Below are 23,667 nucleotides of genomic sequence, written 5' to 3' on the forward strand. Positions count from 1 at the left end.
GCGGGTGCCTCCCTCACATCGGGGCCGGGGTGTCGAGCAGCCGCTGGGCGGCGCGGGTGAACTGGCCGAGCGCGGCCTCGGGGGTGATGGTTCCGGCGTGCAGCGCCTCGAACGCCTGGTTGGCCTCCAGTTGCATCTGCGCGGCCGAACCGCTGAACCAGATGTCGGGGTCGAACTGGATGTCCTCGGCGACGTCCCGGTACTCCGACATCGGGTACAGGTCGCGGTACTCCCGGCTCTCGGCGACCGGCTGGTAGGCGGGGACGTGCCCGCCCTCGGCCCACAGCACGCTGTTGCGCAGCATGAAAGCGACGTACTCCACGGCGGCGTCGCGGACCCGGGGGTCGGGGTCGCGCTGGTGCGGGAACACGAACGCGTGCGAGTCGGCGTGCGTGCGGCGGTTGCCGTACACGTCGTGGAAGCGGGTCATGCTGAAGGGCAGCCCGGCGTCGGCGAACGTGGGGGCCTCCCAGGCGCCGGTCCACAGCAGCCCGGCCACGGCGTTGCCGAAGTTGGCGGCCGAGGCGGGCGGGTCGGAGGTGCGCGGGGCGAGCCCGCGCTCCGAGAGCAGCGCGATGGTCTCCAGCGCGGTGAGCGCCTTGTCGGTGTCGAGCCCGACCCGGCCGCCGTCGAAGGTCATCCGGCCGTCCTGCTGGCGGTACAGGGTCCAGAACAGCCGCCACCCGCCGGTGGCGTCCACCGAGACGGCGTAGCGCCCGGTGACGTCCCGGACCGCGCTGAGCAGGTCGAACAGCTCGTCGCGGCCGTGCGTCTCGACGAGCCGGCCGTCGGCGTCGAGCACTCCGGCGCGGGCGCAGATGTCGGTGTTGAAGTAGGTGACGAAGGGGTGGGTGTCCAGCGGCACCGCGTACAGCCGCCCGTCCACCAGGCACTTGTCCCAGACGTTGGGGAGGAAGCCGTCGGCGGTGACGCCGTGCTCGGCGAGCCGGTCCATGGGGATGGGGTCGAGCAGCCGTCCGGGTGCGAGGTTGCGCAGCCGGGACAGGTGCAGCGTGGCGACGTGCGCGCCGCGTCCGCCGGCCGCGCCGGTGGCGAGCTTGGTGTAGTACGGGCTGCCCCACAGGAAGGTGGTGGGCCGGAAGTCCACGTCGGGGTGCTCGGCCTGGTAGCGCTCGTGCATCTCGACCATGCGCGCGCCGTCGCCACCGGTGAACAGGTTCCACTGGCTGAGCCGGAGCCGCCCGCCCTGGCCGGGGCCGGCGCAGCCGCCGAGGGCGGCGGTGCCGGCCGCGGCGAGCGAGGCGGCGAGGAAGCCGCGCCGGCCGACCGGGGAGGCGGCGCTCGCCGCGGAAGGCACCGGGGGCCGGGGCTCGGGGCTGCGCATGGGGGTCTCCCTGTCGTCGTCGGGAACCGCGCGGGCTCGGTGGGGGTGGCGGACGCGGGCCGGACGGCCCGCGTCCGCCGGGTCAGACCTGGCGGAACTCGATCCCGGCGAGGTCGCAGAACACCCGCCAGTCGGCGGCGACGTGGCCGAGGTTCATCACCATGTGGTGGGTGCCGCCGGCCCGCAGCCAGTCGTCCATGCAGGAGCGCACGCCGGAGGCGGGGGCGAACTGGCCGTAGGGCATCTCCAGGGCGGGCAGCACTGGGGCGTCCAAAACCTCGCCCTCGGCGACCACCATGCGGAACCGCTCGCCGCCGAGGGAGACCAGGGAGGCGAGGGTGGCGGCGCCCGGCCGCACCCGGAACAGGAACGTGGGCGGGTCGTCGAGCCGGCCGATCCCGAGCGAGCGTTTGATGAGCCGGACGGGCTCGTCGTCGCGGGCGACCCGCCAGTTGCCCTCGCCCATGTGGCTCATCAGGATCGAGTCGGACGGGAAGTCCATGGCGTACATCTCGGTGAAGTGGCCGTCGCCGGTGAGCTGGTGGCCGGCGTACACCATGGCGGCGGCGAGCGCGTCGCCCTCGGCGCCATAGCCGTACCCCTTGGCCATCAGGGTGGAGGCGGCGGCCAGCGGCAGCCGGGCGAACCTGCCGTCCTCCCCGATCGCGTCGAAGTGCGTGGAGTAGGCGGCGTACCCGCGCTCGGTGAGGATGCGCTCGATGGCGATCTGCATGCGGGCGTGGTCCTCGCGCTCCTCCTTGGAGAGCGCGGGGTCGACGTCGAAGCGCTCGTCCTCCCAGGCGGCGAGCGCGGACACGGCGTCGCCGGTCACCTCCTGCATGCCGCGCCACAGGTCGCCGGGGGCGACGTAGCTGATCTCGGGGCCGAGCGCGCGCAGCAGCGCGTTCTCGTCGACCCGGATGTCGCCCATGTCGTTCATGGCGTAGCCGAACACGCCGACCTTGAGCCGCCGCCACGCGGTGACCGCGCGGGCGGCGCGCGCCCAGCGGCCGATCCGCTCGGCGAAGGCCGCGCTCTGCCACTCCTCGGTGACGACGTCGAAGGCACGGCCGGCCCGCACCATGGCGTTGGCGGTGTCCTGCGCGCCGTGGATGCCCTGGTTGTAGGTCATGTCGCTCATGTCCCAGGCGGCGGTCACGGCCGGCTCGGGCTGGATGTTGGCCAGGCAGACCGGCAGCCGGTTCTCGTTGAACAGCCGGGCGACCCGCATGGCCGGGCCGTAGGTGAGCATGATGACGAGGACGCCGTCGAGGTCGTCGTTCTCGAAACCGCGCATGACCCGCTCGGCGTCGGCACGGCTCTTGACGGGTGGCCCCACGACGAAGTCGGCCACACCGGCGAGCCGGTCGGCGACCTCCTGGGCGTAGCCGGCCTGGCGTTCGGTGATGCCCGGGATCATGTGGTCGTACAGGGCCTGCATGATGCCGAGGACACCGATTCGGGGCAGACGGTCGGTCACGAGTCCGTTCCTCTCTCACGGTCGGCGGCACGCTGGCCGTAGACGTTCTGGTAGCGGTCGTACAGGGCGTCGATGTGCTCGGCGGGCAGCGCCTCGACCGGGCCGTGCACCCGGGCGAGGTGCACGGTGCGGGCCACGTCCTCGCACATCACGGCGGCTTTGACCGCGGCGCGGGCGGTGCCACCGATGGTGAAGACTCCGTGGCCGCGCATGAGCACGGCGGGCGAGCGGTGGCCGGTGAGGGTGGCGACGATGCCCTTGCCGATGTCGTCGCCGCCGATGAGCGCGAACGGCCCGACTGGGATGTCGGCGCCGAACTCGTCGGCCATGGCGGTGATGGCGCACGGGATCGGTTCGCCGCGGGCCGCCCAGGCGGTGGCGTACGGGCTGTGGGTGTGCACCACGCCGCCCACGTTCGCCATGGCCCGGTAGACGTAGGCGTGCGCGGCGGTGTCGCTGGAGGGGGCGTGGACGCCTTCGACCACGTTGGCGTGCAGGTCGGTGACCACCATGGACTCGGGCGTGAGGTCGTCGTAGCCGACTCCGCTGGGCTTGATCACCATGAGGTCGGCGCCGGGGACCCGCGCGGAGATGTTGCCGCTGGTCCAGGTGACCAGGCCCCAGCGCACGAGTTCGGCGTGCAGGTCGCAGACCTCGCGGCGGAGTCGGCGCAGAATGTCGGGGCGGACGGTGCGGTCGGCGTCGGCGCTCATCGGTCCCTTCCGTGGTCGGGTGCCGGGCGGGGCCCGGCGGGGGCGGGTTCCGGGGTGGGGCGCGGGCTCACCGGGCGGCGGCCGCGTTGCGGATCCGGCGCAGCCGGTGCAGCGCGTCGCTGCCGCCGCGGCCGAAGTGGTCGTGCAGGTCGGTGTAGACGGCGAACAGTTCGTCGTAGCGGTCGGCGCGCCGCGGGTCGGGGCGGTAGACGTCGCGGTGGACGTTGCCCATGGCGGCCGAAGCCGCGCGGATGTCGGGGTAGGCGCCGGCGGCGACGGCGGCGTGGATGGCCGAGCCCAGGGCGGGCCCCTGGTCGGAGCCGATGACGTTGAGGGGGCGCCGCAGCACGTCGGCGTAGGTCTGGAGGATGAAGGTGTTGCGGATCAGCCCGCCGGCGACGGTCAGTTCGCGCACCGGGACCCCGGCGTCGGTGAAGGCGCCGACGATCGTGCGGGTGCCGAACGCGGTGGCCTCGACCAGCGCCCGGTACACCTCCTCGGGCCGGGTGGCGAGGGTGAGCCCGGCGATCACCCCGGACAGGTCGTGGTCGACGAGGACGGACCGGTTGCCGCTGTGCCAGTCGAGCGCCACGAGGCCGTGCGCGCCCACCGGCTGCGCGGCGGCGCGGCGGGACAGCAGTTCGTGGACGTCGATCCCGAGCCTTTCGGCCTCGGCGGTGTAGTCGGCGGGAACGCCCGTGTCGGCGAACCAGCCGAAGATGTCGCCGACCCCGCTCTGCCCGGCCTCATAGCCCCAGAGGCCGGGCACGATCCCGTCGCGGACCACGCCGCACATGCCGGGCACGTCGGCCAGGTGGTCGGAGTTCATGACGTGGCAGGTACTGGTGCCCATGACGGCGAGCATCTGGCCGGGCTCGACGGCGCGGGCCGCGGCGGCCGTGACGTGCGCGTCGACGTTGCCGACGGCGACCGCGATGCCCTCGGGCAGCCCGGTCCAGGCGGCGGCGCGGGCGCCGAGACCGCCGGCCCGCGCGCCGAGCTGGGCGAGCGGGTGGGAGATCTTCTCCTCGGCGAAGCCGGCGAACTCGGGGTGCAGTGCGGCCAGGTAGTCGCGCGACGGCCACTCGCCGTCCTGGTGAATGCCCTTGTAGCCGGCGGTGCAGACGTTGCGGGTCTCGCGGTCGCACAGCTGCCAGATGATCCAGTCGGCGGCCTCGATCCAGCGCTCGGTGCGCCGGTAGATCTCGGGGTCTTCCCGGAGCACCTGCAGGCCCTTGGCGAACTCCCATTCCGAGGAGATCCGGCCCCCGTAGCGGGCCAGCCATGGTTCGCCGCGCTCGTGCGCGGTGGCGTTGATGTCGTCGGCCTCGGGCTGGGCGGCATGGTGTTTCCACAGCTTGGGGTAGGCGTGCGGGCGGTCGGCGAGGCCGGGCAGCTCGCACAGCGGGGTACCGTCGGCGGTGGCCGGCAGCACGGTGCAGGCGGTGAAGTCGGTGCCGATGCCGATGACGCGCTCGGCGGGCACGCCGCTGGCGGCGAGCGCCTTGGGCACCGTCTGGCGCAGCACCTCCCGGTAGTCCTCGGGGATCTGCAGCGCGGTGTCGGGGGGCAGCGGGATGTCCGAGCCCGGCAGGGCGGCGGAGACCACCCCGTGCCGGTACGGGTGGACCGCGCTGGCCAGTTCGGTGCCGTCGGCGACCCGGACGACCACCGCCCGGCCCGACAGCGTGCCGAAGTCCACGCCGATGACCACCGCGTCCGGGTCGTTGTGAGCGCTCACACGCTGGGCCGTCGCCGGCCGGTCGTCGGTCACTGCCACATCCCTTCCTGTCGCGAACCTGTCACCTGGTGGTCCGGGTCATGCGGGTCCGGCCGCCCGCGCGGTACTGGCGCGGGTGACGAGCCGGGCCGGCACGACGACGCGCGGGGGCTCGCCGCCGTGCCGGGCCGGGCCGTCGATCTGAGCGAGCAGCACCTCGATGCTGCGCTCGCCCACCTGCGTGAAGTCCTGCCACACCGTGGTCAGCGGCGGGGTCAGGAACTCCGCCTCAGGGATGTCGTCGAAGCCCACCACGCTGACGTCGTCGGGCACCCGTACCCCGGCCTCGTTGAACGCCCGCAGCAGGCCGAGGGCCATCTGGTCGTTGGCCACGAAGACGGCGGTGACCGCGGGATCGCGGGCGAGCCGCAGCCCGGCCGCGTACCCGGAGCGCGGCGTCCAGTCCCCGGGGACGGGGACGGGGGCGGCCGCACCGGCGGCGCGCAGCGCCGACCGCCACCCGTCGATCCGGCCCTCGGCCTCCGGCCAGCCGTCCGGCCCGGTGACGTGCCACACGGTGCGGTGACCGAGGCCGAGCAGGTGCCGGGTCGCCGCGCGGGCCCCGCTGAACTGGTCGACGCAGACCACCGGGATGTCGGGGGCCTGTCCGCCCTCGACCGCCACCACCGGCAGCGTCACCGGCAGTGCGGCGAGCGATTCCGCCGTCACCCGCTGGGGGGCGAGGAGCACCAGCCCCTCGATGGACTGTTCGGCCAGGTACCTGATCGCGGCGGACAGGCTGGCGGTGTCGACCGACTTGAGGCTGACGATGCTGACGAAGTACCCGGCCGCCCGCGCGGCCTGCTCCAGGCCGAACAGCGTGCTCGCCGGCCCGTACAGCGTGGTGTGGACGGCGATGACGCCCAGCACGTTGGTCCGCCGGGTGACGAGGGCGCGCGCGGAGGAGTTGCGCCGGTAGCCGAGCTCCTCGATGGCGGCCTGCACCCGCTCCCGGGTGGCGTCCCGGACGTTGGGGTGACCGTTCAGCACCCGGGAGACCGTCTGGTGGGAGACTCCCGCGAGCCGGGCGACGTCCGCCATGACCGGTCCGCGGCCGTTCGGGGAGGGCATGGGGGATCGCCACCTCGCCAACACATGTGGTGAGCGTCACTGGAAGTCTGTGACGTGGGCTACATTGTTAGCGCTAACATCGCGGTGCGTCAAGGGTCCGCCGCCGGGTCCACGGCCGGGAGGAGCGTTCGCCGTGCGACGGCCGCCGCGCGTGGCACACCACGCCGACACGGCAGGCCCTCCCGGCCGATACGCGCATTCGAGCCGGGAGGGCCTGCCGCCGGTCGTGTCACGGCGGGGACCGCTATGGGCTAGGCGGGGCTCCCGGTCCCCGAGATCTGCCGCATGAGGCCCGCCATGTCGGGGGCGACCCACTCCTCGGCGATCCTGCCGCCCTCGAAGCGGTACATCTCCAGACTCCAGAAAGCGACGCGCTCACCCGTGGGCCGCGCGCCCTGGAAGGCGCCCAGGTGGGTGCCGTGGAAGCGGGCGCGCACCGCCACCCGGTCGGCGGCGCCGAACATGTCCTCGACGTCGATGCGCAGGTCCGGGAAGCCCGCCAGCATCGCCCGCGCGCCCTGCCGCCAGATCTCGGTGCCGTACACGGGCCCGGGCAGCCCCGGAATGTTGGCGATGAAGTCCGGCGACAGCATCTCGACACAGGCGTCGAGGTCTCCGCCCTGCAACGCGTGGTAGGCGTCACGCAGCCGCGCCATGTTGCCTTCGGGCGAAGTGTCCATCGCGGGCTCCCCTTCAGCGGCGACTAGAATTGATGAATATGCCAGATAATGAACAACATACACTGTCTCCGCGTGGCGCGTTCGACCGGCTGCTCGACGCCGCGAGCCTGATCTCCGAGGACATGCGCACGGCGCTGCGGGCCGACGGTCTCACCACCACGCGCGCCACGGTCCTGTTCGAGCTGGCCCACCGCGGCCCCCTGACCCAGCGTCAGCTCGCCGACGCACTCCGCGTCACGCCGCGCAACGTCACGACGCTCGTCGACGCGCTCGAAACCGGCGGCTTCCTCCGGCGCACCGCCCACCCCGACGACCGCAGGGCCGTTTCGGTCGAGCTGACCGGCACCGGCCGGACGGCGGTCGAGCGGATGGACCGGGACGCCGACGCGCTGGCGCGCGAACTGTTCGGCGATCTCCCTCCGGAGCAGCTCGGCGTGGTCGTCCGCACCCTGGACCGCGTCACCGCCCGCTTCAGGGACGCGCCGTCCCGATGAGCCGCGGCCACAGCGCCGTATGGGCGACCGGCATCGCCCTCGCCCGCTACCCCGCCAGCCGGCGGTGCCAGGCCATGGCCGAGGTGTCGGTGAGCGAGGCGACCTGGTCGATGACCACCCGCAGCGCCGCCGCGTCGTCCCCGGCGGCCAGGTAGTCGGCGCGGAACTGCGGCTCCAGCGTGCCGGGCGCGCCGAGGCGGACCGCGGTCACCAGGTCGGCGATGACGGCGCGCTCGCGCGCCTGATAGTCGCGGGCCTCGGTCCGGGCCATCACGTAGTGCGCCGCCACCGCCTTGAGCAGGGCGCACTCCAGCAGCGAACGGCGCGGCACCACCAGCGACGCGGCGTAGCGCGCGAGCGGGCCCGGGCCGAACCGTTCCCGGGTGGCGCGCTCCGCCGACCGGCAGAACCGGCCGATCAGCTCGCTGGTCAGGTTCTTCAGGTCGGCGAGCGACCGCAGGTCGCCGTCGAAGCCACGCGGCCAGAACGGTTCGGCGAGCAGCCGGTCGAAGGCCTCGGCCAGTTCGTCCGGGGCGGCGTCGGCGTAGACCCGGGCCGCCAGCTCGCACACCGCGGCCCGCTCGGTCCGGCTGCGCAGCGCCTCGAACCGGATCAGCCCGGCGAACAGGCCGTCCTCCAGGTCGTGCACCGAGTAGGCGACGTCGTCGGCCCAGTCCATGACCTGGGCCTCGAAGCAGGTCCGCTGGTCCGGAGCCTCGGCGCGCACCCACGCGAAGACCGCGACGTCGTCCGGGTAGCAGTTGAACTTGCGGCCGGCGCCTTCGCCCCGCTGCCAGGGGTACTTCAGCGTGGCGTCCAGGGTGGCACGGGTCAGGTTCAGCCCGGCGCTGCGCCGCCCGGGCGTGCTGACCTTGCCCTCCAGCCGGGTGAGCAGCCGCAGGCTCTGCGCGTTGCCCTCGAACCCACCGCAGGCGGCCGCCGCCGCGTCCAGGGCGCTCTCCCCGTTGTGGCCGAAGGGCGGATGCCCGAGGTCGTGCGCGAGGCAGGCGGCCTCGACCAGGTCGGGGTCGCAGCCGAGGGAGCGCCCCATCTCACGGCCGATCTGCGCGCACTCCAGCGAGTGGGTGAGCCGGGTGCGCGGGAAGTCGCTCGCGCCGGGCTGCACGACCTGGGTCTTGGCGGCCAGGCGGCGCAGCGCGTAGCTGTGCAGCACGCGAGCGCGGTCGCGTTCGAACGGCCCGCGGGCCCGGCTCTTGGGCGGCTCCGCGGCCCAGCGTTCCCGGTCCCGCTCGGTGTAGGGCGGCGGGGGCGGCTCAGTGATGGCCGGCATAGCGTCCCGGCCCGCGTCCGCGATGGTCGCGCGGGCGGCCGGTGCCCGGCTCAGGCCGCGTCGACGTGCAGTGTCGAACTGTCACCGAAGATCCAGTAGTACCAGACGGAGGCCGTCTCACGAGTGATGTACCAGAGCTGGGTCTCCCGTTCGAGCACGGCCGGGCCGGATCGCGCCGGCGAGGTGGCCGCCTCGATGCCGAAGTCCTCGGCCATGGTCCGCGACCGCAGCGAGTGCCACGGGTCGGTGACGATCACGGCGGAGGTCCAGTCCTGCTGCCGGTACATCTGCGAGACCGCCTCGATGCTCTGCAGCGTGTCGCTGCCCTCGCCGATGGCCACGACGCTCTCCGCCGGCACGCCCGCGGCGATCAGCCAGTCGCGGCCGGCACCGCCCTCGGTGTAGGCGTCGCCGGGCTGGTTGCCGCCGACCGTGACGATGGCGGGGGCCACGCCCTGCCCGTAGAGGTCGGCGGCGTGCCGCAGCCGCGCCTCGAAGATGGGCGACGGCCTGCCGTTGTACTGGCTCGCGCCCAGCACCACGATGGCGTCCGACGGCGGGCGCTCGTCCTGGCGGGCCACGTACCACACCCAGGCCCAGGTCAGGCACGGGACCAGGATGGCGGCCACGACGAGGAGCCCGATCGCGGAGGCGATGCGTCTGCCCCAGCGGCGGGCCGGGCGGCGCGGAGGCTCCTCGGCGGGGTACGCGGGCTCCGGGTACGGCTCGGCCACCGGGCCGGGGCGGTCGGTGTCGGGATCGCGGCGCGGCCGGGTCAGGGTGCGGGTCGGGTCGGCCGTGGCGGGCGCCGCACCGGCAGGCTCGGAAGCGGCATCGCTCCCCTCCCCCGTCCGGGTGAAGACGCGCGTGCGCTCGGCCGCGCCGGTGCCACCGGTCTCGGCGAAACCGCCGTCGGCCGGGGTGTCGCGGACGAACGTGCGCGTCGCCTCCAGATCCGGCGCGGTGCCGAACGGGGGTCCCTCGCGCGGCTCGTCGCCGCGTCCTTCGTCCGCTACCCGCACGTCCCACCCCTCCTGAGGACTTCCCTGCCGCCCGGGAGCCGTCGACCCGGCTGCGAACTGGCGTGCCGGAACCCGCGGGTGCGTCCCTCCACGCCGCCGCCCTTCCGGCTCGACCCGGCACAGCGTACTGGACGGCGCCGTCCCGGGGGCCGCCCCGAAAGGGACTCACCGGCCTTTCGGGCCGGCCCGGGCTCATCGTACGAGAAGGGGCCACCGGGAGGCGGCACAGCCGCGCGCGCCCCGGGAAAAGTAACGTGCGGCGCACGTGATGTGCGCCGCACGCCCGTCGTGCCCCGCCTCAGCCGCGGGCGGCCGCGCGGCCGGACTCCAGCCGGGCGACGGGGACCCGGAACGGCGAGCAGGACACGTAGTCCAGGCCGGCCTCGTGGAAGAAGTGCACCGACGCCGGGTCGCCGCCGTGCTCGCCGCAGACGCCGAGCTTGATGCCCGGCCGGGCGCGGCGGCCCTCCTCGACGGCGATCCGGATGAGCCGGCCGACGCCGTCGACGTCCAGCGACTCGAACGGCGAGACGCCGAACACGCCCTTCTCCAGGTAGGCGGAGAAGAACGACGCCTCGACGTCGTCACGGGAGAAACCCCACACCGTCTGGGTGAGGTCGTTGGTGCCGAAGGAGAAGAACTCGGCGTTCTCGGCGATCTGCCCGGCGGTGAGCGCGGCGCGCGGCAGCTCGATCATCGTGCCGACCGGGTAGTTCAGCGTGACGCCGTACTCCTCGCCGACCTCGCGCAGCACCCGCAGTGACTCCTCGCGGATGATCTCCAGCTCCTGCACGGTGCCCACCAGCGGGATCATGATCTCCGGGCACGGCCGGCCGCCGGCCCGCAGCCGCTCGGCGGCGGCCTGGGCGATGGCGCGCACCTGCATGGTGAACAGGCCGGGCACCACCAGGCCGAGCCGGACGCCGCGCAGCCCGAGCATCGGGTTCTGCTCGTGCAGCCGGTGCACGGCCTGCAGCAGCCGCAGGTCGTTCTCGTGCTTCTCGCCGCGCGACTCGGCCACCGCCACCCGGACCGACAGCTCGGTGATGTCGGGCAGGAACTCGTGCAGCGGGGGGTCGAGCAGCCGGACGGTCACCGGCAGGCCGTCCATGGCCTCGAAGATGCCGATGAAGTCGTCGCGCTGCAGCGGCAGCAGCGCCGCCAGCGATTCCTCGCGTTCCTTGTCGGTGTCGGCCAGGATGAGACGCTCGACGAGCTGGCGCCGGTCGCCGAGGAACATGTGCTCGGTGCGGCACAGCCCCACCCCCTGCGCGCCCATGCGGCGGGCGCGGGCGGCGTCCTCGGCGTTGTCGGCGTTGGCGCGCACGTTCATCCGCCGGGCGGCGTCGGAGTACTGCATGAACCGGTGCACGGCGCGCACCAGGTCGTCGGAGGAGTCCGAGGCGGGGTCGATCTCGCCCTCGAAGTAGCGGACCACCGGCGAGGCCACGACGGGTACCTCGCCGAGGAAGACCTCGCCGCTGGTGCCGTCGATGGAGATGACGTCGCCCTCCTCGATCACCTGGCCGCCGGGGGCGACCAGCCGGCGGTTCTTGGTGTCGACGTCCAGCTCCTCGGCGCCGCACACGCAGGTCTTGCCCATGCCGCGGGCCACCACCGCGGCGTGCGAGGTCTTCCCGCCGCGGCTGGTGAGGATGCCACGCGCCGCGATCATGCCTTCGAGGTCGTCGGGATTGGTCTCGCGGCGGCACAGGATGACGTCCTCGCCGCTGCGCGACCACTTGATCGCGGTGTAGGAGTCGAACACGGCCTTGCCGACCGCGGCGCCGGGCGAGGCGTTCATGCCGCGCCCGAGCCGGGTGCGCTCGGCGGTCTCGTCGAAGCGCGGGAACATGAGCTGGGCGAGCTGGTCACCGGTGACGCGGCCGACCGCCTCGTCCAGGGTGATCAGGCCCTGGTCGACGAGCTGGTTGGCGATCCGGAAGGCCGCGGCCGCGGTGCGCTTGCCCACCCGGGTCTGCAGCATCCACAGCCGGCCGCGCTCGATGGTGAACTCGATGTCGCACAGGTCGCGGTAGTGGTTCTCCAGCGTCTCCATGATGTCGAGGAGCCGACGGTAGCTGGCCGGGTCGATGCGCTCCAGGTCGGCGAGCGGGACGGTGTTGCGGATACCGGCGACGACGTCCTCGCCCTGGGCGTTCTGCAGGTAGTCGCCGTAGACGCCCTGCTGGCCGGAGGCGGGGTCGCGGGTGAAGGCGACGCCCGTGCCGGAGTCCATGCCGAGGTTGCCGAAGACCATCGAGCACACGTTGACCGCGGTGCCGAGGCCGGACGGGATGCGCTCCTGGCGCCGGTAGAGGACGGCGCGCGGCGCGTTCCAGGAGTCGAAGACGGCCTGGATGGCCTGGCGCATCTGCTCGCGCGGGTCGGAGGGGAAGCCCTCGCCGGTGTGCTCGGCGACGATGTCCTTGAAGGTCTGAACGAGCTCCTTGAAGTCGCCCGCGTCCAGGTCGAGGTCGTCGGTGGTGCCCTTGCGCTGCTTGATGGCGTCGATGGCGTCCTCGAAGAGCTCGCCGTCGATGCCCTGGACGGTCTTGCCGAACATCTGGATGAGCCGGCGGTAGGAGTCCCAGGCGAACCGCTCGTTGCCGGCCTGGGCCGCGAGCCCGCGTACGGAGTCGTCGTTGAGGCCGATGTTGAGGACGGTCTCCATCATGCCGGGCATCGAGAACTTGGCGCCGGAGCGTACGCTGACCAGCAGCGGGTCGTCGGCCTGTCCCAGGCGTTTGCCCATGGCCGCCTCCAGGGCGGCGAGCTTCTCGTCGATCTCGGTGTCGAGTCCCTCGGGTACTCGGCCGTTCTCCAGGTAGTACCGGCAGGCGTCGGTGGTGATGGTGAACCCCGGCGGGACGGGCAGGCCGAGATTGGTCATCTCGGCGAGGTTGGCCCCCTTGCCTCCCAGGAGGTCCTTGAGGTCCTTGTTGCCCTCGGCGAACTCGTAGACGTACTTGGGCACCGCAAGCTCCTTTTCACGGCCACTCGACCTCGAATGCGCGCGACTCTACACAGCCGAGGAAGAAAACCTCCTCAGGACGCCTATATACCCGCGTTTCCGCAGATCAGATGCGCTGGATTGGTATAGTCCATTGGTCTGCTTCATCGGCCGGCGCGACCCAGGTCACACCCACGACGTCCCGGGGCCATTGGACCGGCATCATCGCAGGTCGGAGCGGATCATGACACTCCCCGGACGGGCTCCGCCGCACGCACTGATCCAATCCGGCTCCGCGACCGCCCACCGGAGGCCGTGATGTGCCGAGCGACACACGCCCAACCCACGAGTAACCTACGGTGGCGTAGGTACAGTCGATGCGCGGGACGACCGGCCCCGAGCGAGTTCCGAGGAAAGAAGAGCGAACGTGTCAGTGGAGCAGAGGGACGACACGCTGCGGCACGCCGACGGCGGCGCGAGCCCGGGCGCCGGGGAACGGCCGACCACGACCTCCGCGGTCCTGCACGGCGTGGTGAAACCGCTGCTGCGGGGCTGGCTGCACCTCGGCACCGCCCCCGTGGCCCTCGCGGCCGGGATCGTCCTGGTCGTCCTGGCGCCCACCGGCCTGTCCCGGCTGGCCAGCGCCGTCTACGCGGCCAGCGCGGTGCTGCTGTTCGGCACGTCGGCGATCTACCACGTCGGCCACTGGTCCGGCCGCGTCACCGCCGTGCTGCGGCGGCTGGACCATTCCAACATCTATCTGATCATCGCCGGCACCTACACGCCGTTCGTGCTGCTGGTGCTGGACGGCACCCTGCGCACGGCGATGATCTCCCTCATCTGGGGCGCCGCCATCGCCGGCGTGGTCTTCAAGGTGTGCTGGCTGAACGCGCCGCGCTGGCTGTCCACCGCCCTGTACATCGCCGTCGGCTGGGTGGCGGTGCTGTTCATCCCGCAACTGGTCGGCGGCACGCACCCGGCCACGTGGATCCTGGTCCTGGTCGGCGGCGTGCTGTACAGCGTCGGCGGCCTGGTCTACGCCCTGCGACGGCCGGACCCCGCGCCGCGCTGGTTCGGTTTCCACGAGGTCTTCCACTCGCTGACCGTCGCCGCCTACGTCTGCCACTACATCGCGGTGTCGTTCGTCGTCTACACCGTCGCGGGCTGACCGGACGCGCCGGACGCTGAACGGCGCCGGCCCGGGCACGAGGTGCCCGGGCCGGCGCCGGAGTCGCGGGGCGGGGGCCGCTCAGCAGCCCGGCAGCCGCTCCAGCAGGTAGCGCTCCACCTGGTCCAGGGACACCCGCTCCTGGCCCATCGAATCGCGCTCGCGCACCGTCACCGCGTCGTCCTCCAGGGTGTCGAAGTCGACGGTGACGCAGAACGGCGTGCCGATCTCGTCCTGGCGGCGGTAGCGGCGGCCGATCGCGCCCGCGTCGTCGAACTCCACGTTCCACCGCCGGCGCAGCGTCGCGGCGAGCTCGCGCGCCTTGGGCGACAGGTCGGTGTTGCGGGACAGCGGCAGCACCGCGGCCTTGACCGGCGCGAGCCGCGGGTCCAGGCGCATGACGGCGCGCTTCTCCATCTTGCCCTTGGCGTTGGGCGCCTCGTCCTCGTGGTAGGCGTCCAGCATGAAGGTCAGCAGCGCGCGGTCCACACCGGCCGCCGGCTCGATCACGTAGGGCGTGTAGCGCTCGTTGTTCTCCTGGTCGAAGAAGGACAGGTCCGCGCCGGAGTGCTCCGAGTGGGTCTTCAGGTCGAAGTCCGTGCGGTTGGCGACGCCCTCCAGCTCGCCCCACTCGGCGCCGACGAAGTTGAACCGGTACTCGATGTCGACGGTCCGCTTCGAATAGTGCGAGAGCTTCTCCTGCGGGTGCTCGTACAGCCGCAGGTTGTCCTTGGAGATGCCCAGGTCGACGTACCACTGCAGGCGGGTGTCGATCCAGTACTGGTGCCAGTCCTCGTCGTCGCCGGGCTTGACGAAGAACTCCATCTCCATCTGCTCGAACTCGCGGGTCCGGAAGATGAAATTGCCCGGGGTGATCTCGTTGCGGAAGGACTTGCCGATCTGGCCGATGCCGAACGGGATCTTCCGGCGCGCCGACTGCTGCACGTTCAGGTAGTTGATGAAGATGCCCTGCGCGGTCTCGGGCCGCAGGAACGCCAGACCGCTCTCGTCCTGCACCGGGCCCAGGTAGGTGCGCAGCAGGCCGTTGAACATGCGCGGCTCCATCAGGGAGCTCTTCGCGCCGCAGTTGGGGCAGGCGATGTCGGCCAGGCCCTTCTCGGGCTCGCGGCCGTGCTTCTCGGCGTAGCCCTCGATCAGGTGGTCGGCCCGGAAACGCTTGTGGCAGGACTGGCACTCGGTGAGCGGGTCAACGAACTCCTTGACGTGGCCCGAGGCCTCCCAGACCTCGCGGGCCAGGATGACGCTGGAGTCGAGGCCGACGATGTCCTCGCGCTCCTGGACCATCGAGCGCCACCACTGGCGCTTGACGTTGTTCTTCAGCTCCACGCCCAGCGGGCCGTAGTCCCACGAGGCGCGCAGGCCCCCGTAGATCTCGCTGGAGGGGTAGACCAGACCCCGGCGCTTGGCGAGATTGACCAGGGTGTCCATTGCCTCTGACTTCACGGCCATAGTCTTCTCAGTCTCCATCCGGCTGGCGGTCGGCGGATCGCGGAACGCGACGCTCGTGTCATGGAATCCGCGGATCTGTTCGCGGAAGTGCCCAGCCTATTGCAGGCGTGGCCACCGACATGCACCAACGACCCTACGCCCGTCGGCCCGCGGGAGCGACCGGATAAGCCTCCCGTGGCGTGTGAACGGGAAGACCCCTCTCCCCTGGCGTGTGAACGGGAAGACCCCTCCCGTGGCGTGTGAACGGGCGGCACGCCCGGCGCGCCCCCGGTCAGGCGGGGGCGTCCGGGTGCCGTGCGACCACCTCGAAGGCGCTGGGCTCGTCCTTGGCCAGGGACAGCAGCGGGACCGCGGCGACCCGTACGTCGAAGTTCGACAGCGCCCGGCGGTAGGCGCCGGGACCGTCCCACTCGGTGACGATCGTCCACAGGGTCGGCTCGTCGGCCGCGCGCGCCACGGTTCCGGACCGGTAGCCCGGCCGCTGGCCGAGCGCGTCCAGCGCCCCTGCGGCGCGGGCCACGAAGTCGTCGGAGTCCTCGGGGGCCACGGTGTAGCGGGTGATGACGATCACGGCCCCATGGTGGCATGCCGCGCGGGTGCGGCGCCCGCCTTTCGCGGGCGCCGCGGTTCCGCACGGCGCGGCTCAGCCTTCGCCGAAGACCCGGTCCACCACGCGGGCGGCGGCGTTGCCGTCGTCCAGTGGGCAGAACTGCTCGACGAACTTCCGGTAGCGGCCGGCGTAGCGGCCGGCCACCTCGTCGACGTCGAGCACGGACGCGATCACGTCGTCGGACTCCACCAGCAGCGGGCCGGGCGCGGTCTCCTCGAAGTCGAAGTAGAACCCGCGCAGGTTGTCACGGTAGCTCTCGATGTCGTAGGTGAAGAAGAGCATCGGGCGGCCGGTGTTGGCGAAGTCGAACATCATCGACGAGTAGTCGGTGACGAGGATGTCGGTGATCAGGAACAGCTCCATGATCTCCGGGTACAGCGACACGTCGTAGACGAAGTTCTCGCCGACGATGGGCACGCTGTCGACCACGCGCGGGTGCCGGCGGACCAGGAGCACGTGGTCCTCCCCCAGCTTGCCGTACATCCGGCGCAGGTCGAGGTGCAGGTCGAGCTTGTGCTTGCCCCGCGTGTAGTACTTGTCGTCCCGCCAGGTCGGCGCGTACAGGATGACCTTCTTGCCCTCCGGCAGGCCGAGCCGGCGCCGGGTGCGCTCGGCGATGGCCTCCCGCTCGGCGGAGAAGAAGATGTCGTTGCGCGGGTAGCCGGTCTCCAGGATCTCGCCCTCGAAACGGAACGCCCGGCGCAGGATCGGGGTGGCCCACGGGCTCGGCGAGACCAGGTAGTCCCACTGCCGCGTCTCCCACGCCAGTTTCTCGTGGTAGTCGCGGGACTTGCCGCGGATGTTCTCGATGTCGAAGCCGATCCGCTTGAGCATCGAGCCGTGCCAGGTCTGCACCACCGTCTGGCCGGGCCGGCGCGCGAACCAGGCGGGCTGGCGGGAGTTGGTCACCAGGTAGCGGGAGCGCGCCAGCGACTCGTAGAAGTCGTGGCCGTTGTGCCGCACCCGGGTGAGGTCGGGCGGCAGGTTGACCTGACCGTCGCGCACCAGCCAGGACATCGGGTAGTCGGCCCAGCGCCCGCCGCGGGCGCGCAGCTCGGCGTAGATGCTGTGCGGGCTGTCGGAGAACTGCCGGCCGGTGTAGCTGTCGAACAGGATCTCCTCGCGCGGCTGCTGCTCGCGCATCGCCGGGTAGGCCACCTCACGCAGCCGGCGCTGGGCGAAGCTGCCGCGCTCGTCGGGGCGCAGGTCGCTGCCCACCCGCAGCACCGGGGTGTCGAACCCGCTGTCGGCGAAGGTGTAGCCGCGCTCAGAGGTCTGCATCTCCAGCGGCAGGGAGCGGACGAAGTCGGAGTCGAGTTCGGCGCGCACGTCGGTCCCGTCGCCGTCCTCGTGACGGACCCGCGCCCAGAGCTGGTAGGAGCCGGCCGACAGCGGGAGGGTGCCGGACAGCGTGCCGATGGCCGCGGGGGTGAAGACGGCGCGAAAGGCGTCGCCGTCACGGGTCACGCCGAACTCGTGCTCCTCGTCACGTCCGCGCGCCTTGAACACCAGTGTCAGGTGGGAGTCGGCCGCGTACCGCCCGGTCAGCACGAGGTCGCGGCCCTCGGGGCCGGCCCACTCCGCGCCGCGCACGACCGGGTGCGCCCACCCGGCGCGCAGCCGCAGGTGGCCGTCGCTGGTGCGCTGGACGACGACTTCGTGGTAGCCGTCGCCGACGGGGTGGGTGGCCGGCTCGACGTCGTCGGGCAGCACGAGCGGGACCGCGGTGCCGTCAGGGGTGCGCAGCTCGGCCCGCCACCGTTCCTGGCGGAGCGCGCCGTTGCCCTCGTTCACCATGTGGCTGAGCAGCCCGGCGGCGGGGATGCGGGCCGTGAACCGGTGGCCGACCGTCTGCAGCGGGTACTCCAGCGCCGCCGTGCCGGGCAGGCGGGTCAGCCGCAGCACGCGGGCCTCGGCGGCGGGCGGTGACACGAACTCGCCGCTGATCTCCAGCTCGGGCACGGCGGGGTTGACGTCGATCCGGTGCCCCAGGACGCGGGCGCGCACCGGCGCGACCCGCAGGCGCAGTTGCTGGTCCTCGTCCCAGGCCGGCCGGATCCACACGTCTTCGGCGACCTGGTGGTAGGGCGGCCGCTCCGGCGGGCCGGAGACCGGGTTGGCCACGATGCGGCGGCGCACCAGGCCGCGGTTGACCACCACGAGTTCCAGCTGCCAGTCGGTGGCCCGCCACTGGCCGGAGAGCCGGAGCTTTGCGGGGTCGAGAGTGATCTCGAAGCCGCCGTAGTCGTGCCGGGCGGCGTCGGGGAGATCGGGCAGCCGGTACTCGGCGGCCCGCCGGACCCGGACCGGGACCGGGACGCGCCGGCCGGTGTCGGCGTTCACGGCGAACGCGAGCAGCTGCTGCTGCCAGCGCCGCCCGGCGCGCAGGTGCCGGATGCCGACCCGCCCGCTGACGACGAGGCGGCCGTCGCGCCACTCGATGTGCTCCGTCTTCTGGCGCGCCTTCAGCTCGCCGTCCAGCCGGTACAGCTCCCGGGGGACGCCGGTCTCGGGGTCCTCGAAGAAGGGGTAGCGGATGTAATAGTGCAGCCCGCGGCGGACCACCGGGGCCTTCTTCAGCTCGACGCTCTTCTGGAAGGTGATGGTCTCCATGAGGCGGTCGAGCCGGCGCTTGCGCACCAGGTGGTAGTTGAGGCGGTGCAGCACGCCGATGCGCTCCAGGACGGCGCGGTCGACGCTGTCGAGGTAGCCGTTGACCAGGTCCAGGAACCGCTCGCGGGCCGCCTGGTCGGCGTCGTCCAGCCGGAGCAGCACCCGGCGCAGGTCGCGGCGCAGGGCGTGGTCGTCCCAGAGGGCGCGGTCGGTTCCGGAGAGGGAGGAGCTGAGCGCCGCGATGGCGGTGATGCGCCGGCTCAGGTTCTCGATCCGGCTGAGGTCGTCGGCCGACTCGCGGTCGCGGCGCAGGTAGACGGGCGCGGGGAGCACGTCGACGGCGCGTGCCGCGAAGTGCGCGCGCAGCACGGCGAGGTCGGCGTCGGCCTCGTCCGCGACGGGCGGCAGGCTCTCCCAGAAGGAGCGGCGCCACAGCTTGTTGCCGAGCAGCCGGTCGGCCAGCAGCGCCGGGGTGTCGCGCACGTGGGTGGCGGTGCGGACCCGGTCGAAGATCTTGCGGTGGGCGCTGGAGGGCCGGGAGCCCAGCTCGTTGAACCGGTAGAGGTTGCCGGCCGCGAAGTCGGAGCCGCTCCGTTCCAGGGAGTCGAGGAGGTAGGCCACGGCGTAGCCGGGCAGCGCGTCGTCGCCGCGCACGAACATCAGGTACTCGCCGGTGGTGGCCCCGGCGCCGAGCGCGCAGGCGGCGGCGTCGCCGGCCGCCGCGCCGCCGAGCAAGCGCACCGGGGCGCCGCCGATCCGGGTGCCGTGGGCGTGCTGGGCGACGGCGAGCCCCTCCGCGCCGGTGGAGCCGACGGACTCGCCGTCCTCGTCCTCGGTGTCGTCCTTGACTGTGTCGGCGTCGGCGTCGGCGTCGGAGGCGGCGGGGTCGGTGTCGGTGTCGCCGTCCTCGTCGGTCTCCTCGGTGACGTCACCCGCGGCGCCGCCGGCCGGTTCGGGGGTGCCGGATGAACCGGTGCGGGCTTCGATGGGCACCAGGACGATCTCGGCGTCGGCCAGATCGGCGCTCTGGCCGCCGAGTGAGTCCAGGCACTCCCGCAGGCGGGAGTCGGTGACGTCGAAGGGAACGATGAGGCTGAGCTTGGGCACGGAAAAACAGTCTCCCGGTCTTCTCTGCTGGAGCGGGTCACAGAGACCGGGCCGAGGGGCCCGGCGGAGTTGTGGAGGGGCCAACGTAAACCACGTTGCGTAAACGGCTCGTAAGTTTCCGTGTCGGACCGCCGGACGGAGACGAGCCGCCGCTCTCGGACAAAAATACCGTTATGCGTGGCCGGGCTGATCGGCCGCCGGGGTGGCACCGGACGCGTGGAGCGGCCCGGGCCGTCACGGCGCGGGCCGTCACGGCCCGGGCGGCCGGATGGTCCTGTCCGTGGCCGGGCGGCGTCGGCGAGAATTGAGCCTGGCGGCGCCGGCGATCGGACGGCACCGTTCCCGCCGCCGCGGACGCCGGACGCCGGAGCCGGAAGGGGGTGCGGAGATGCGGGCTTCACCTGCGACGTCCGCACGCCGTCCGGGGCCCACAGGCCGCCCGCCCGTTCCCAGCCGTACCCGCCCGAAGGAGCCGCGTGTCCCGTAAGCGCAACAAGCCGCAGTCCCGCCGCCCCTCCCCCGCGCCGGGACGCCCGCTCCCGGAGGGGGACACCTTCTTCACGCCGGAGGCCGGCGCGTTGCGCCGCACGGTCGAACGGCGCAGCGCGGTGCCCCTGGTGTGGCTGCACAACGCGCCCCGGTGGGTGCTTCCGGTGGGGATGGCGGTGGTGTTCACGGCCGGCCTGCTGGCGGCGGGCGTCGTCGGCGCGGTGCTCCTCGGCGTGCTGGCGGTGTTCTTCGGCTGGCTGGCGTTCCTGGCGTGGCCGCGGCTGCGCGGCGGCGAGCGGGCCATGCGCGTCGTGGTGGTGGTGACGCTGCTCGGGCTCGCCGTACTCCAGGTCGGCTCCTGAACCGGACATTTTGACAACCGTTTTCGTTATCGGCACACTTGAGAGGTGTCTGAGGTAGCTGTCGCGGGCCGGCGCCCCGAGTCCGGCCCGCCGGCGTTCCGCGTGACCGGCGCCGTCGTGGCCTACGACGGCCGGCCGGTGCTGGACGGTGTGTCCTTCGAGGTTCCGCGCGGCGAGGTGCTGGCGATCCTCGGCCCCAACGGTTCCGGCAAGTCGACCCTGGCGCGCGCCATGCTGGGCGTCGTGCCGCTGCTGCGCGGCGGGGTCGAGGTGCACGGTGTCCCGGTCCGGCGGTTCCGGCAGTGGAACCGCATCGGCTACGTTCCGCAGCGGCTCACCGTCGGCGGCGGCGTGCCGGCCACGGTACGCGAGGTGGTGGCCTCCGGGCAGGTGGCGCGGCTGCGCCGCCTCCGGCTGCCCGGGGCCGCCGACCGCGCGGCGGTGGACGAGGCGCTGGCCACCGTCGGGCTGACCGACCGCGCACGCGACTCCGTTCACGAGCTCTCCGGCGGGCAGCAGCAGCGGGTGCTGATCGCCCGCGCGCTGGCCGGCCGGCCGGACACCTTCGTCATGGACGAGCCCATGGCGGGTGTGGACGCCGCCAGCCAGCGGGCGCTGGCCGATGCCGTCGGCGAACTGCGCCGCCGCGGCCACACGGTGGTCATGGTGCTGCACGAACTCGGCCCGCTGCGTCCGCTCATCGGGCGCGCCATCGTGCTCGGCCACGGCCGTATCGTCCGCGACGGCGTCCCGCCCCGCCTTTCGGGCGCTCCCGTGCCGGAGGACGGCCCGGACCGGGAACACGTGCACCCGCACGCGGACGAGCCGCCGCTCGCCCCGGCCGTGCCGAGCCTGGAGGTCCCCCGCCGTGACTGAGCTGCTGGAGCTGGACTTCATGCGCCGCGCGCTGCTCGCGGCGGTGCTGGTGGGGCTCACCGCTCCGGCGATCGGCACGTTCCTGGTGCAGCGCCGGCTCGCGCTGCTCGGCGACGGCATCGGGCACGTCGCGCTGACCGGGGTGGCGCTGGGCTACCTGACCAGCACGTCGCCGATCGTCACCGCGCTGATCGTCTCGGCGCTGGGCGCCGTGCTCATCGAGGTGGTCCGGGCGCGCACCCGCACCAGCGGCGACGTCGCGCTGGCGCTGCTCTTCTACGGCGGCATCGCCGGCGGGGTGCTGCTCATCGGCCTGGCGCCGGGGCAGAGCACCGGCACCCTGACCTCTTTCCTGTTCGGCTCGGTGACGAGCGTCAGCCGGGAGGACGTCACCGTCATGGCGGCGCTGGCGGTGCTGGTGCTGGGCGTCATGGCGTACTTCGGCCGGGAGCTGTTCGTGCTCTGCCAGGACGAGGAGGTCGCGCGGACGCAAGGGCTGCCGGTCCGGCTGCTCAGCCTGGTGATCGCGGTGACGGCGGCGCTCACGGTCGTCGTCGCGATGCGGGTGGTGGGGGTGCTGCTCGTGAGCGCGCTGATGGTGGTCCCGGTGGCCGCCGCCCAGCAGGTGACCCGCGGGTTCCGCGCCACGGTGGGGCTGGCCATGGTGGTGGGGGTGGCCGCCGCGATCGGCGGGCTCAGCACGGCGTTCTACGTCGACGTGGCGCCGGGCTCGACCATCGTGCTGATCGCTCTCGGGGTGTTCGCGGTGGCCGTCGTGGCCGGGCGAATGCTCCGTCTCCGGCGGGGACGCGCCGACTCCGCCCGCCGGACGCGCGGGGCGGGTGCGCTCGGTAGCATTCCCGAGACAGAGCCGGGGAGCATGAAGACATGAGCACACGACGCGAGACCGTACGACAGGCGCTGAACGAGAGCACGGGCTTCCGCAGTGCCCAGGACCTGTATGCCGACCTGCGCGCCGAGGGCTCCAAGATCGGCCTCACGACGGTGTACCGCGCGCTGCAGGCGCTCAGCGACGCCGGGGAGATCGACGTCCTGCGCAACGCCGAGGGCGAGGCGGTCTACCGCGCCTGCGCCTCCGGGCGGCACCACCACCACCTGGTCTGCCGCTCCTGCGGCAAGGCGGTGGAGATCGAGGGGCCCGCGGTGGAGAAGTGGGCCGAGAGCATCGCGGTGCAGCACGGGTTCGTGAACCTCACGCACACCGTTGAGATCTTCGGCACCTGCGCCGACTGTTCCCGCGCGGCGGCCGGGGCCACCTGAGCCGCCCCGGCGCCGCGGGCGGTCAGCGCAGCCGCTCCAGGTTCGGCCGCTTGGGGGCCAGTCCGTCGCCGGAGGAACGCCCGGTGAGCCGGCGCCCGATCCACGGCACCAGGTATTCGCGCGCCCAGTGCAGGTCCTCTTGGCGCGCCGCCCGCCAGTGCAGCGGCTGCTCGTCGGGCCAGGGCTGCCGCCAGTCGCCTTCGGCCGGCACGCCGAGGACCTCACAGACCCGCAGCGTGAGCCGCCGGTGCCCTTCGGAGGACAGGTGCAGCCGGTCGGCGCTCCACGCGCGGCGGTCCTGGAGGACCCGCATGCTCCACAGGTCCACGACCGGGCAGCCGTACTGGTCGGCGATGGCGCGCAGGTGCATGTTGTAGGTGGCGATCTTGCCGCGCAGGTGCCGCATGACGGGCTGGAAGCCGGTGTCGAACCCGGTGAAGACGACGACGGTGGCGCCGGTGGCGGCGAGGCGGGCGACGGCGGCCTCGAAGATCGCCGCCACCTGGTCGGGGTCGCCGCCGGGCCGCAGGATGTCGTTGCCGCCGGCGCAGATCGTGACGAGGTCGGGGTGCAGCTCGATTGCCCGCGGCAGCTGGTCGCCGACGATCTGGCGGATCAGTTTGCCGCGGACCGCGAGGTTGGCGTACCGGACCTCGGGCACCCGCTCGGCCAGGTGCTCGGCCAGCCGGTCGGCCCAGCCGCGGAACCGGCCACGGGACGCGCCGCTGTCCTCCGGGGCCGGGTCGTTGAGTCCCTCGGTGAAACTGTCACCGAGTGCCACGTAGGAGATGACGTCCTGGGTGAGGTCCAACCCTCCCTGAAAGCCGCTCATGGCATTCGATGATGCCGGGCCGACCCCTGG

At 72.8% G+C, this 23,667-nt stretch carries 19 protein-coding genes; 6 read left to right on the forward strand and 13 right to left on the reverse strand.

All coding sequences use genetic code 11. From position 1 onward, the window contains the following. Window positions 1-13: 13 nt before the first annotated feature. The 6 genes from ACFQRF_RS14580 to ACFQRF_RS14605 form a co-directional block, all read right to left on the reverse strand. A complete protein-coding gene (locus ACFQRF_RS14580; RefSeq protein ID WP_379871620.1) occupies window positions 14-1,345 on the reverse strand; it encodes an extracellular solute-binding protein in 1,332 nt (443 codons plus the stop codon). Between the two features lie 82 nt (window positions 1,346-1,427). Next, on the reverse strand, window positions 1,428-2,786 hold the full coding sequence (locus ACFQRF_RS14585) for an L-fucose/L-arabinose isomerase family protein (protein ID WP_379871758.1): 1,359 nt from the start codon (window positions 2,784-2,786) through the stop codon (window positions 1,428-1,430). A 35-nt stretch (window positions 2,787-2,821) separates the two neighbouring features. Further along, window positions 2,822-3,538: an L-ribulose-5-phosphate 4-epimerase gene (locus ACFQRF_RS14590; RefSeq protein WP_379871621.1), complete on the reverse strand. Its 717-nt coding sequence runs from the start codon at window positions 3,536-3,538 to the stop codon at window positions 2,822-2,824. A gap of 67 nt (window positions 3,539-3,605) precedes the next feature. Continuing rightward, window positions 3,606-5,252, reverse strand: coding sequence for a ribulokinase (araB, locus tag ACFQRF_RS14595; RefSeq protein ID WP_379871759.1), 1,647 nt, complete (start codon window positions 5,250-5,252; stop codon window positions 3,606-3,608). A gap of 105 nt (window positions 5,253-5,357) precedes the next feature. Then, the gene (locus tag ACFQRF_RS14600) at window positions 5,358-6,389 is read right to left on the reverse strand and encodes a LacI family DNA-binding transcriptional regulator (RefSeq protein ID WP_379871622.1); all 1,032 of its coding nucleotides are present in this window, start codon (window positions 6,387-6,389) and stop codon (window positions 5,358-5,360) included. A gap of 251 nt (window positions 6,390-6,640) precedes the next feature. Continuing rightward, the gene (locus ACFQRF_RS14605; protein ID WP_379871623.1) at window positions 6,641-7,069 is read right to left on the reverse strand and encodes an ester cyclase; all 429 of its coding nucleotides are present in this window, start codon (window positions 7,067-7,069) and stop codon (window positions 6,641-6,643) included. Window positions 7,070-7,107: 38 nt separating this feature from the next. Here ACFQRF_RS14605 and ACFQRF_RS14610 point away from each other — a divergent pair, with 38 nt between their 5' ends. Next, window positions 7,108-7,563: a MarR family winged helix-turn-helix transcriptional regulator gene (locus tag ACFQRF_RS14610; RefSeq protein ID WP_379871624.1), complete on the forward strand. Its 456-nt coding sequence runs from the start codon at window positions 7,108-7,110 to the stop codon at window positions 7,561-7,563. A gap of 46 nt (window positions 7,564-7,609) precedes the next feature. Here ACFQRF_RS14610 and ACFQRF_RS14615 read toward each other — a convergent pair whose 3' ends face one another. From ACFQRF_RS14615 to ppdK, 3 genes are all read right to left on the reverse strand, one after another. Beyond that, on the reverse strand, window positions 7,610-8,854 hold the full coding sequence (locus tag ACFQRF_RS14615) for a deoxyguanosinetriphosphate triphosphohydrolase (protein WP_379871625.1): 1,245 nt from the start codon (window positions 8,852-8,854) through the stop codon (window positions 7,610-7,612). Window positions 8,855-8,904: 50 nt separating this feature from the next. Beyond that, complete coding sequence (locus ACFQRF_RS14620) at window positions 8,905-9,876, reverse strand: YdcF family protein (RefSeq protein WP_379871626.1); 972 nt, start codon at window positions 9,874-9,876, stop codon at window positions 8,905-8,907. A 298-nt stretch (window positions 9,877-10,174) separates the two neighbouring features. Then, entirely contained in the window at window positions 10,175-12,853 is a 2,679-nt protein-coding gene (ppdK, locus tag ACFQRF_RS14625; RefSeq protein WP_379871627.1) for a pyruvate, phosphate dikinase, read from the reverse strand. A gap of 403 nt (window positions 12,854-13,256) precedes the next feature. On the opposite strand from ppdK, the gene trhA reads away from it, so the two are divergent. Beyond that, a complete protein-coding gene (gene trhA / locus ACFQRF_RS14630) occupies window positions 13,257-13,997 on the forward strand; it encodes a PAQR family membrane homeostasis protein TrhA (RefSeq protein ID WP_379871628.1) in 741 nt (246 codons plus the stop codon). Between the two features lie 81 nt (window positions 13,998-14,078). Here the strand turns inward: trhA and ACFQRF_RS14635 are convergent, their stop codons facing one another. The 3 genes from ACFQRF_RS14635 to ACFQRF_RS14645 all read right to left on the reverse strand — a co-directional run bounded on the left by ACFQRF_RS14635 (window position 14,079) and on the right by ACFQRF_RS14645 (window position 19,797). Next, entirely contained in the window at window positions 14,079-15,467 is a 1,389-nt protein-coding gene (locus ACFQRF_RS14635) for a glycine--tRNA ligase (protein WP_379871629.1), read from the reverse strand. A 271-nt stretch (window positions 15,468-15,738) separates the two neighbouring features. Continuing rightward, entirely contained in the window at window positions 15,739-16,038 is a 300-nt protein-coding gene (locus ACFQRF_RS14640; protein WP_379871630.1) for an antibiotic biosynthesis monooxygenase family protein, read from the reverse strand. A gap of 72 nt (window positions 16,039-16,110) precedes the next feature. Further along, complete coding sequence (locus ACFQRF_RS14645; RefSeq protein WP_379871631.1) at window positions 16,111-19,797, reverse strand: bifunctional glycosyltransferase/CDP-glycerol:glycerophosphate glycerophosphotransferase; 3,687 nt, start codon at window positions 19,795-19,797, stop codon at window positions 16,111-16,113. 476 nt (window positions 19,798-20,273) lie between these two features. Between ACFQRF_RS14645 and ACFQRF_RS14650 the strand changes: the two genes are divergently transcribed. Genes ACFQRF_RS14650 through ACFQRF_RS14665 form a run of 4 tightly spaced genes read left to right on the forward strand, consistent with a single transcriptional unit; the run spans window position 20,274 to window position 22,805 of the window. Continuing rightward, the gene (locus ACFQRF_RS14650) at window positions 20,274-20,648 is read left to right on the forward strand and encodes a DUF6703 family protein (RefSeq protein WP_379871632.1); all 375 of its coding nucleotides are present in this window, start codon (window positions 20,274-20,276) and stop codon (window positions 20,646-20,648) included. A gap of 45 nt (window positions 20,649-20,693) precedes the next feature. Beyond that, entirely contained in the window at window positions 20,694-21,524 is an 831-nt protein-coding gene (locus ACFQRF_RS14655) for a metal ABC transporter ATP-binding protein (protein ID WP_379871633.1), read from the forward strand. Further along, the gene (locus ACFQRF_RS14660; protein WP_379871634.1) at window positions 21,517-22,416 is read left to right on the forward strand and encodes a metal ABC transporter permease; all 900 of its coding nucleotides are present in this window, start codon (window positions 21,517-21,519) and stop codon (window positions 22,414-22,416) included. Before ACFQRF_RS14655 ends, ACFQRF_RS14660 begins: the two co-directional genes overlap by 8 nt. Continuing rightward, a complete protein-coding gene (locus tag ACFQRF_RS14665; protein ID WP_379871635.1) occupies window positions 22,413-22,805 on the forward strand; it encodes a Fur family transcriptional regulator in 393 nt (130 codons plus the stop codon). Before ACFQRF_RS14660 ends, ACFQRF_RS14665 begins: the two co-directional genes overlap by 4 nt. A gap of 22 nt (window positions 22,806-22,827) precedes the next feature. On the opposite strand, the gene ACFQRF_RS14670 is transcribed toward ACFQRF_RS14665, so the two are convergent. Then, window positions 22,828-23,637: an SGNH/GDSL hydrolase family protein gene (locus ACFQRF_RS14670; protein ID WP_379871636.1), complete on the reverse strand. Its 810-nt coding sequence runs from the start codon at window positions 23,635-23,637 to the stop codon at window positions 22,828-22,830. Window positions 23,638-23,667 lie beyond the last annotated feature (30 nt).

Origin of the sequence: Marinactinospora rubrisoli (genome assembly GCF_042664915.1) — a bacterium.
GTDB classification, from domain to species: domain Bacteria; phylum Actinomycetota; class Actinomycetes; order Streptosporangiales; family Streptosporangiaceae; genus Marinitenerispora; species Marinitenerispora rubrisoli.

What these genes read in the sequence shown, in the direction of transcription:
- ACFQRF_RS14580 (WP_379871620.1), bottom strand. Translation starts at nt 1,345, where the DNA reads ATGCGCAGCCCCGAGCCCCGGCCCCCGGTGCCTTCCGCGGCGAGCGCC.
- ACFQRF_RS14585 (WP_379871758.1), bottom strand. Translation starts at nt 2,786, where the DNA reads ATGCAGGCCCTGTACGACCACATGATCCCGGGCATCACCGAACGCCAG.
- ACFQRF_RS14590 (WP_379871621.1), bottom strand. Translation starts at nt 3,538, where the DNA reads ATGAGCGCCGACGCCGACCGCACCGTCCGCCCCGACATTCTGCGCCGA.
- ACFQRF_RS14600 (WP_379871622.1), bottom strand. Translation starts at nt 6,389, where the DNA reads ATGCCCTCCCCGAACGGCCGCGGACCGGTCATGGCGGACGTCGCCCGG.
- ACFQRF_RS14605 (WP_379871623.1), bottom strand. Translation starts at nt 7,069, where the DNA reads ATGGACACTTCGCCCGAAGGCAACATGGCGCGGCTGCGTGACGCCTAC.
- ACFQRF_RS14610 (WP_379871624.1), top strand. Translation starts at nt 7,108, where the DNA reads ATGCCAGATAATGAACAACATACACTGTCTCCGCGTGGCGCGTTCGAC.
- ACFQRF_RS14615 (WP_379871625.1), bottom strand. Translation starts at nt 8,854, where the DNA reads ATGCCGGCCATCACTGAGCCGCCCCCGCCGCCCTACACCGAGCGGGAC.
- ACFQRF_RS14635 (WP_379871629.1), bottom strand. Translation starts at nt 15,467, where the DNA reads ATGGCCGTGAAGTCAGAGGCAATGGACACCCTGGTCAATCTCGCCAAG.
- ACFQRF_RS14665 (WP_379871635.1), top strand. Translation starts at nt 22,413, where the DNA reads ATGAGCACACGACGCGAGACCGTACGACAGGCGCTGAACGAGAGCACG.
- ACFQRF_RS14670 (WP_379871636.1), bottom strand. Translation starts at nt 23,637, where the DNA reads ATGAGCGGCTTTCAGGGAGGGTTGGACCTCACCCAGGACGTCATCTCC.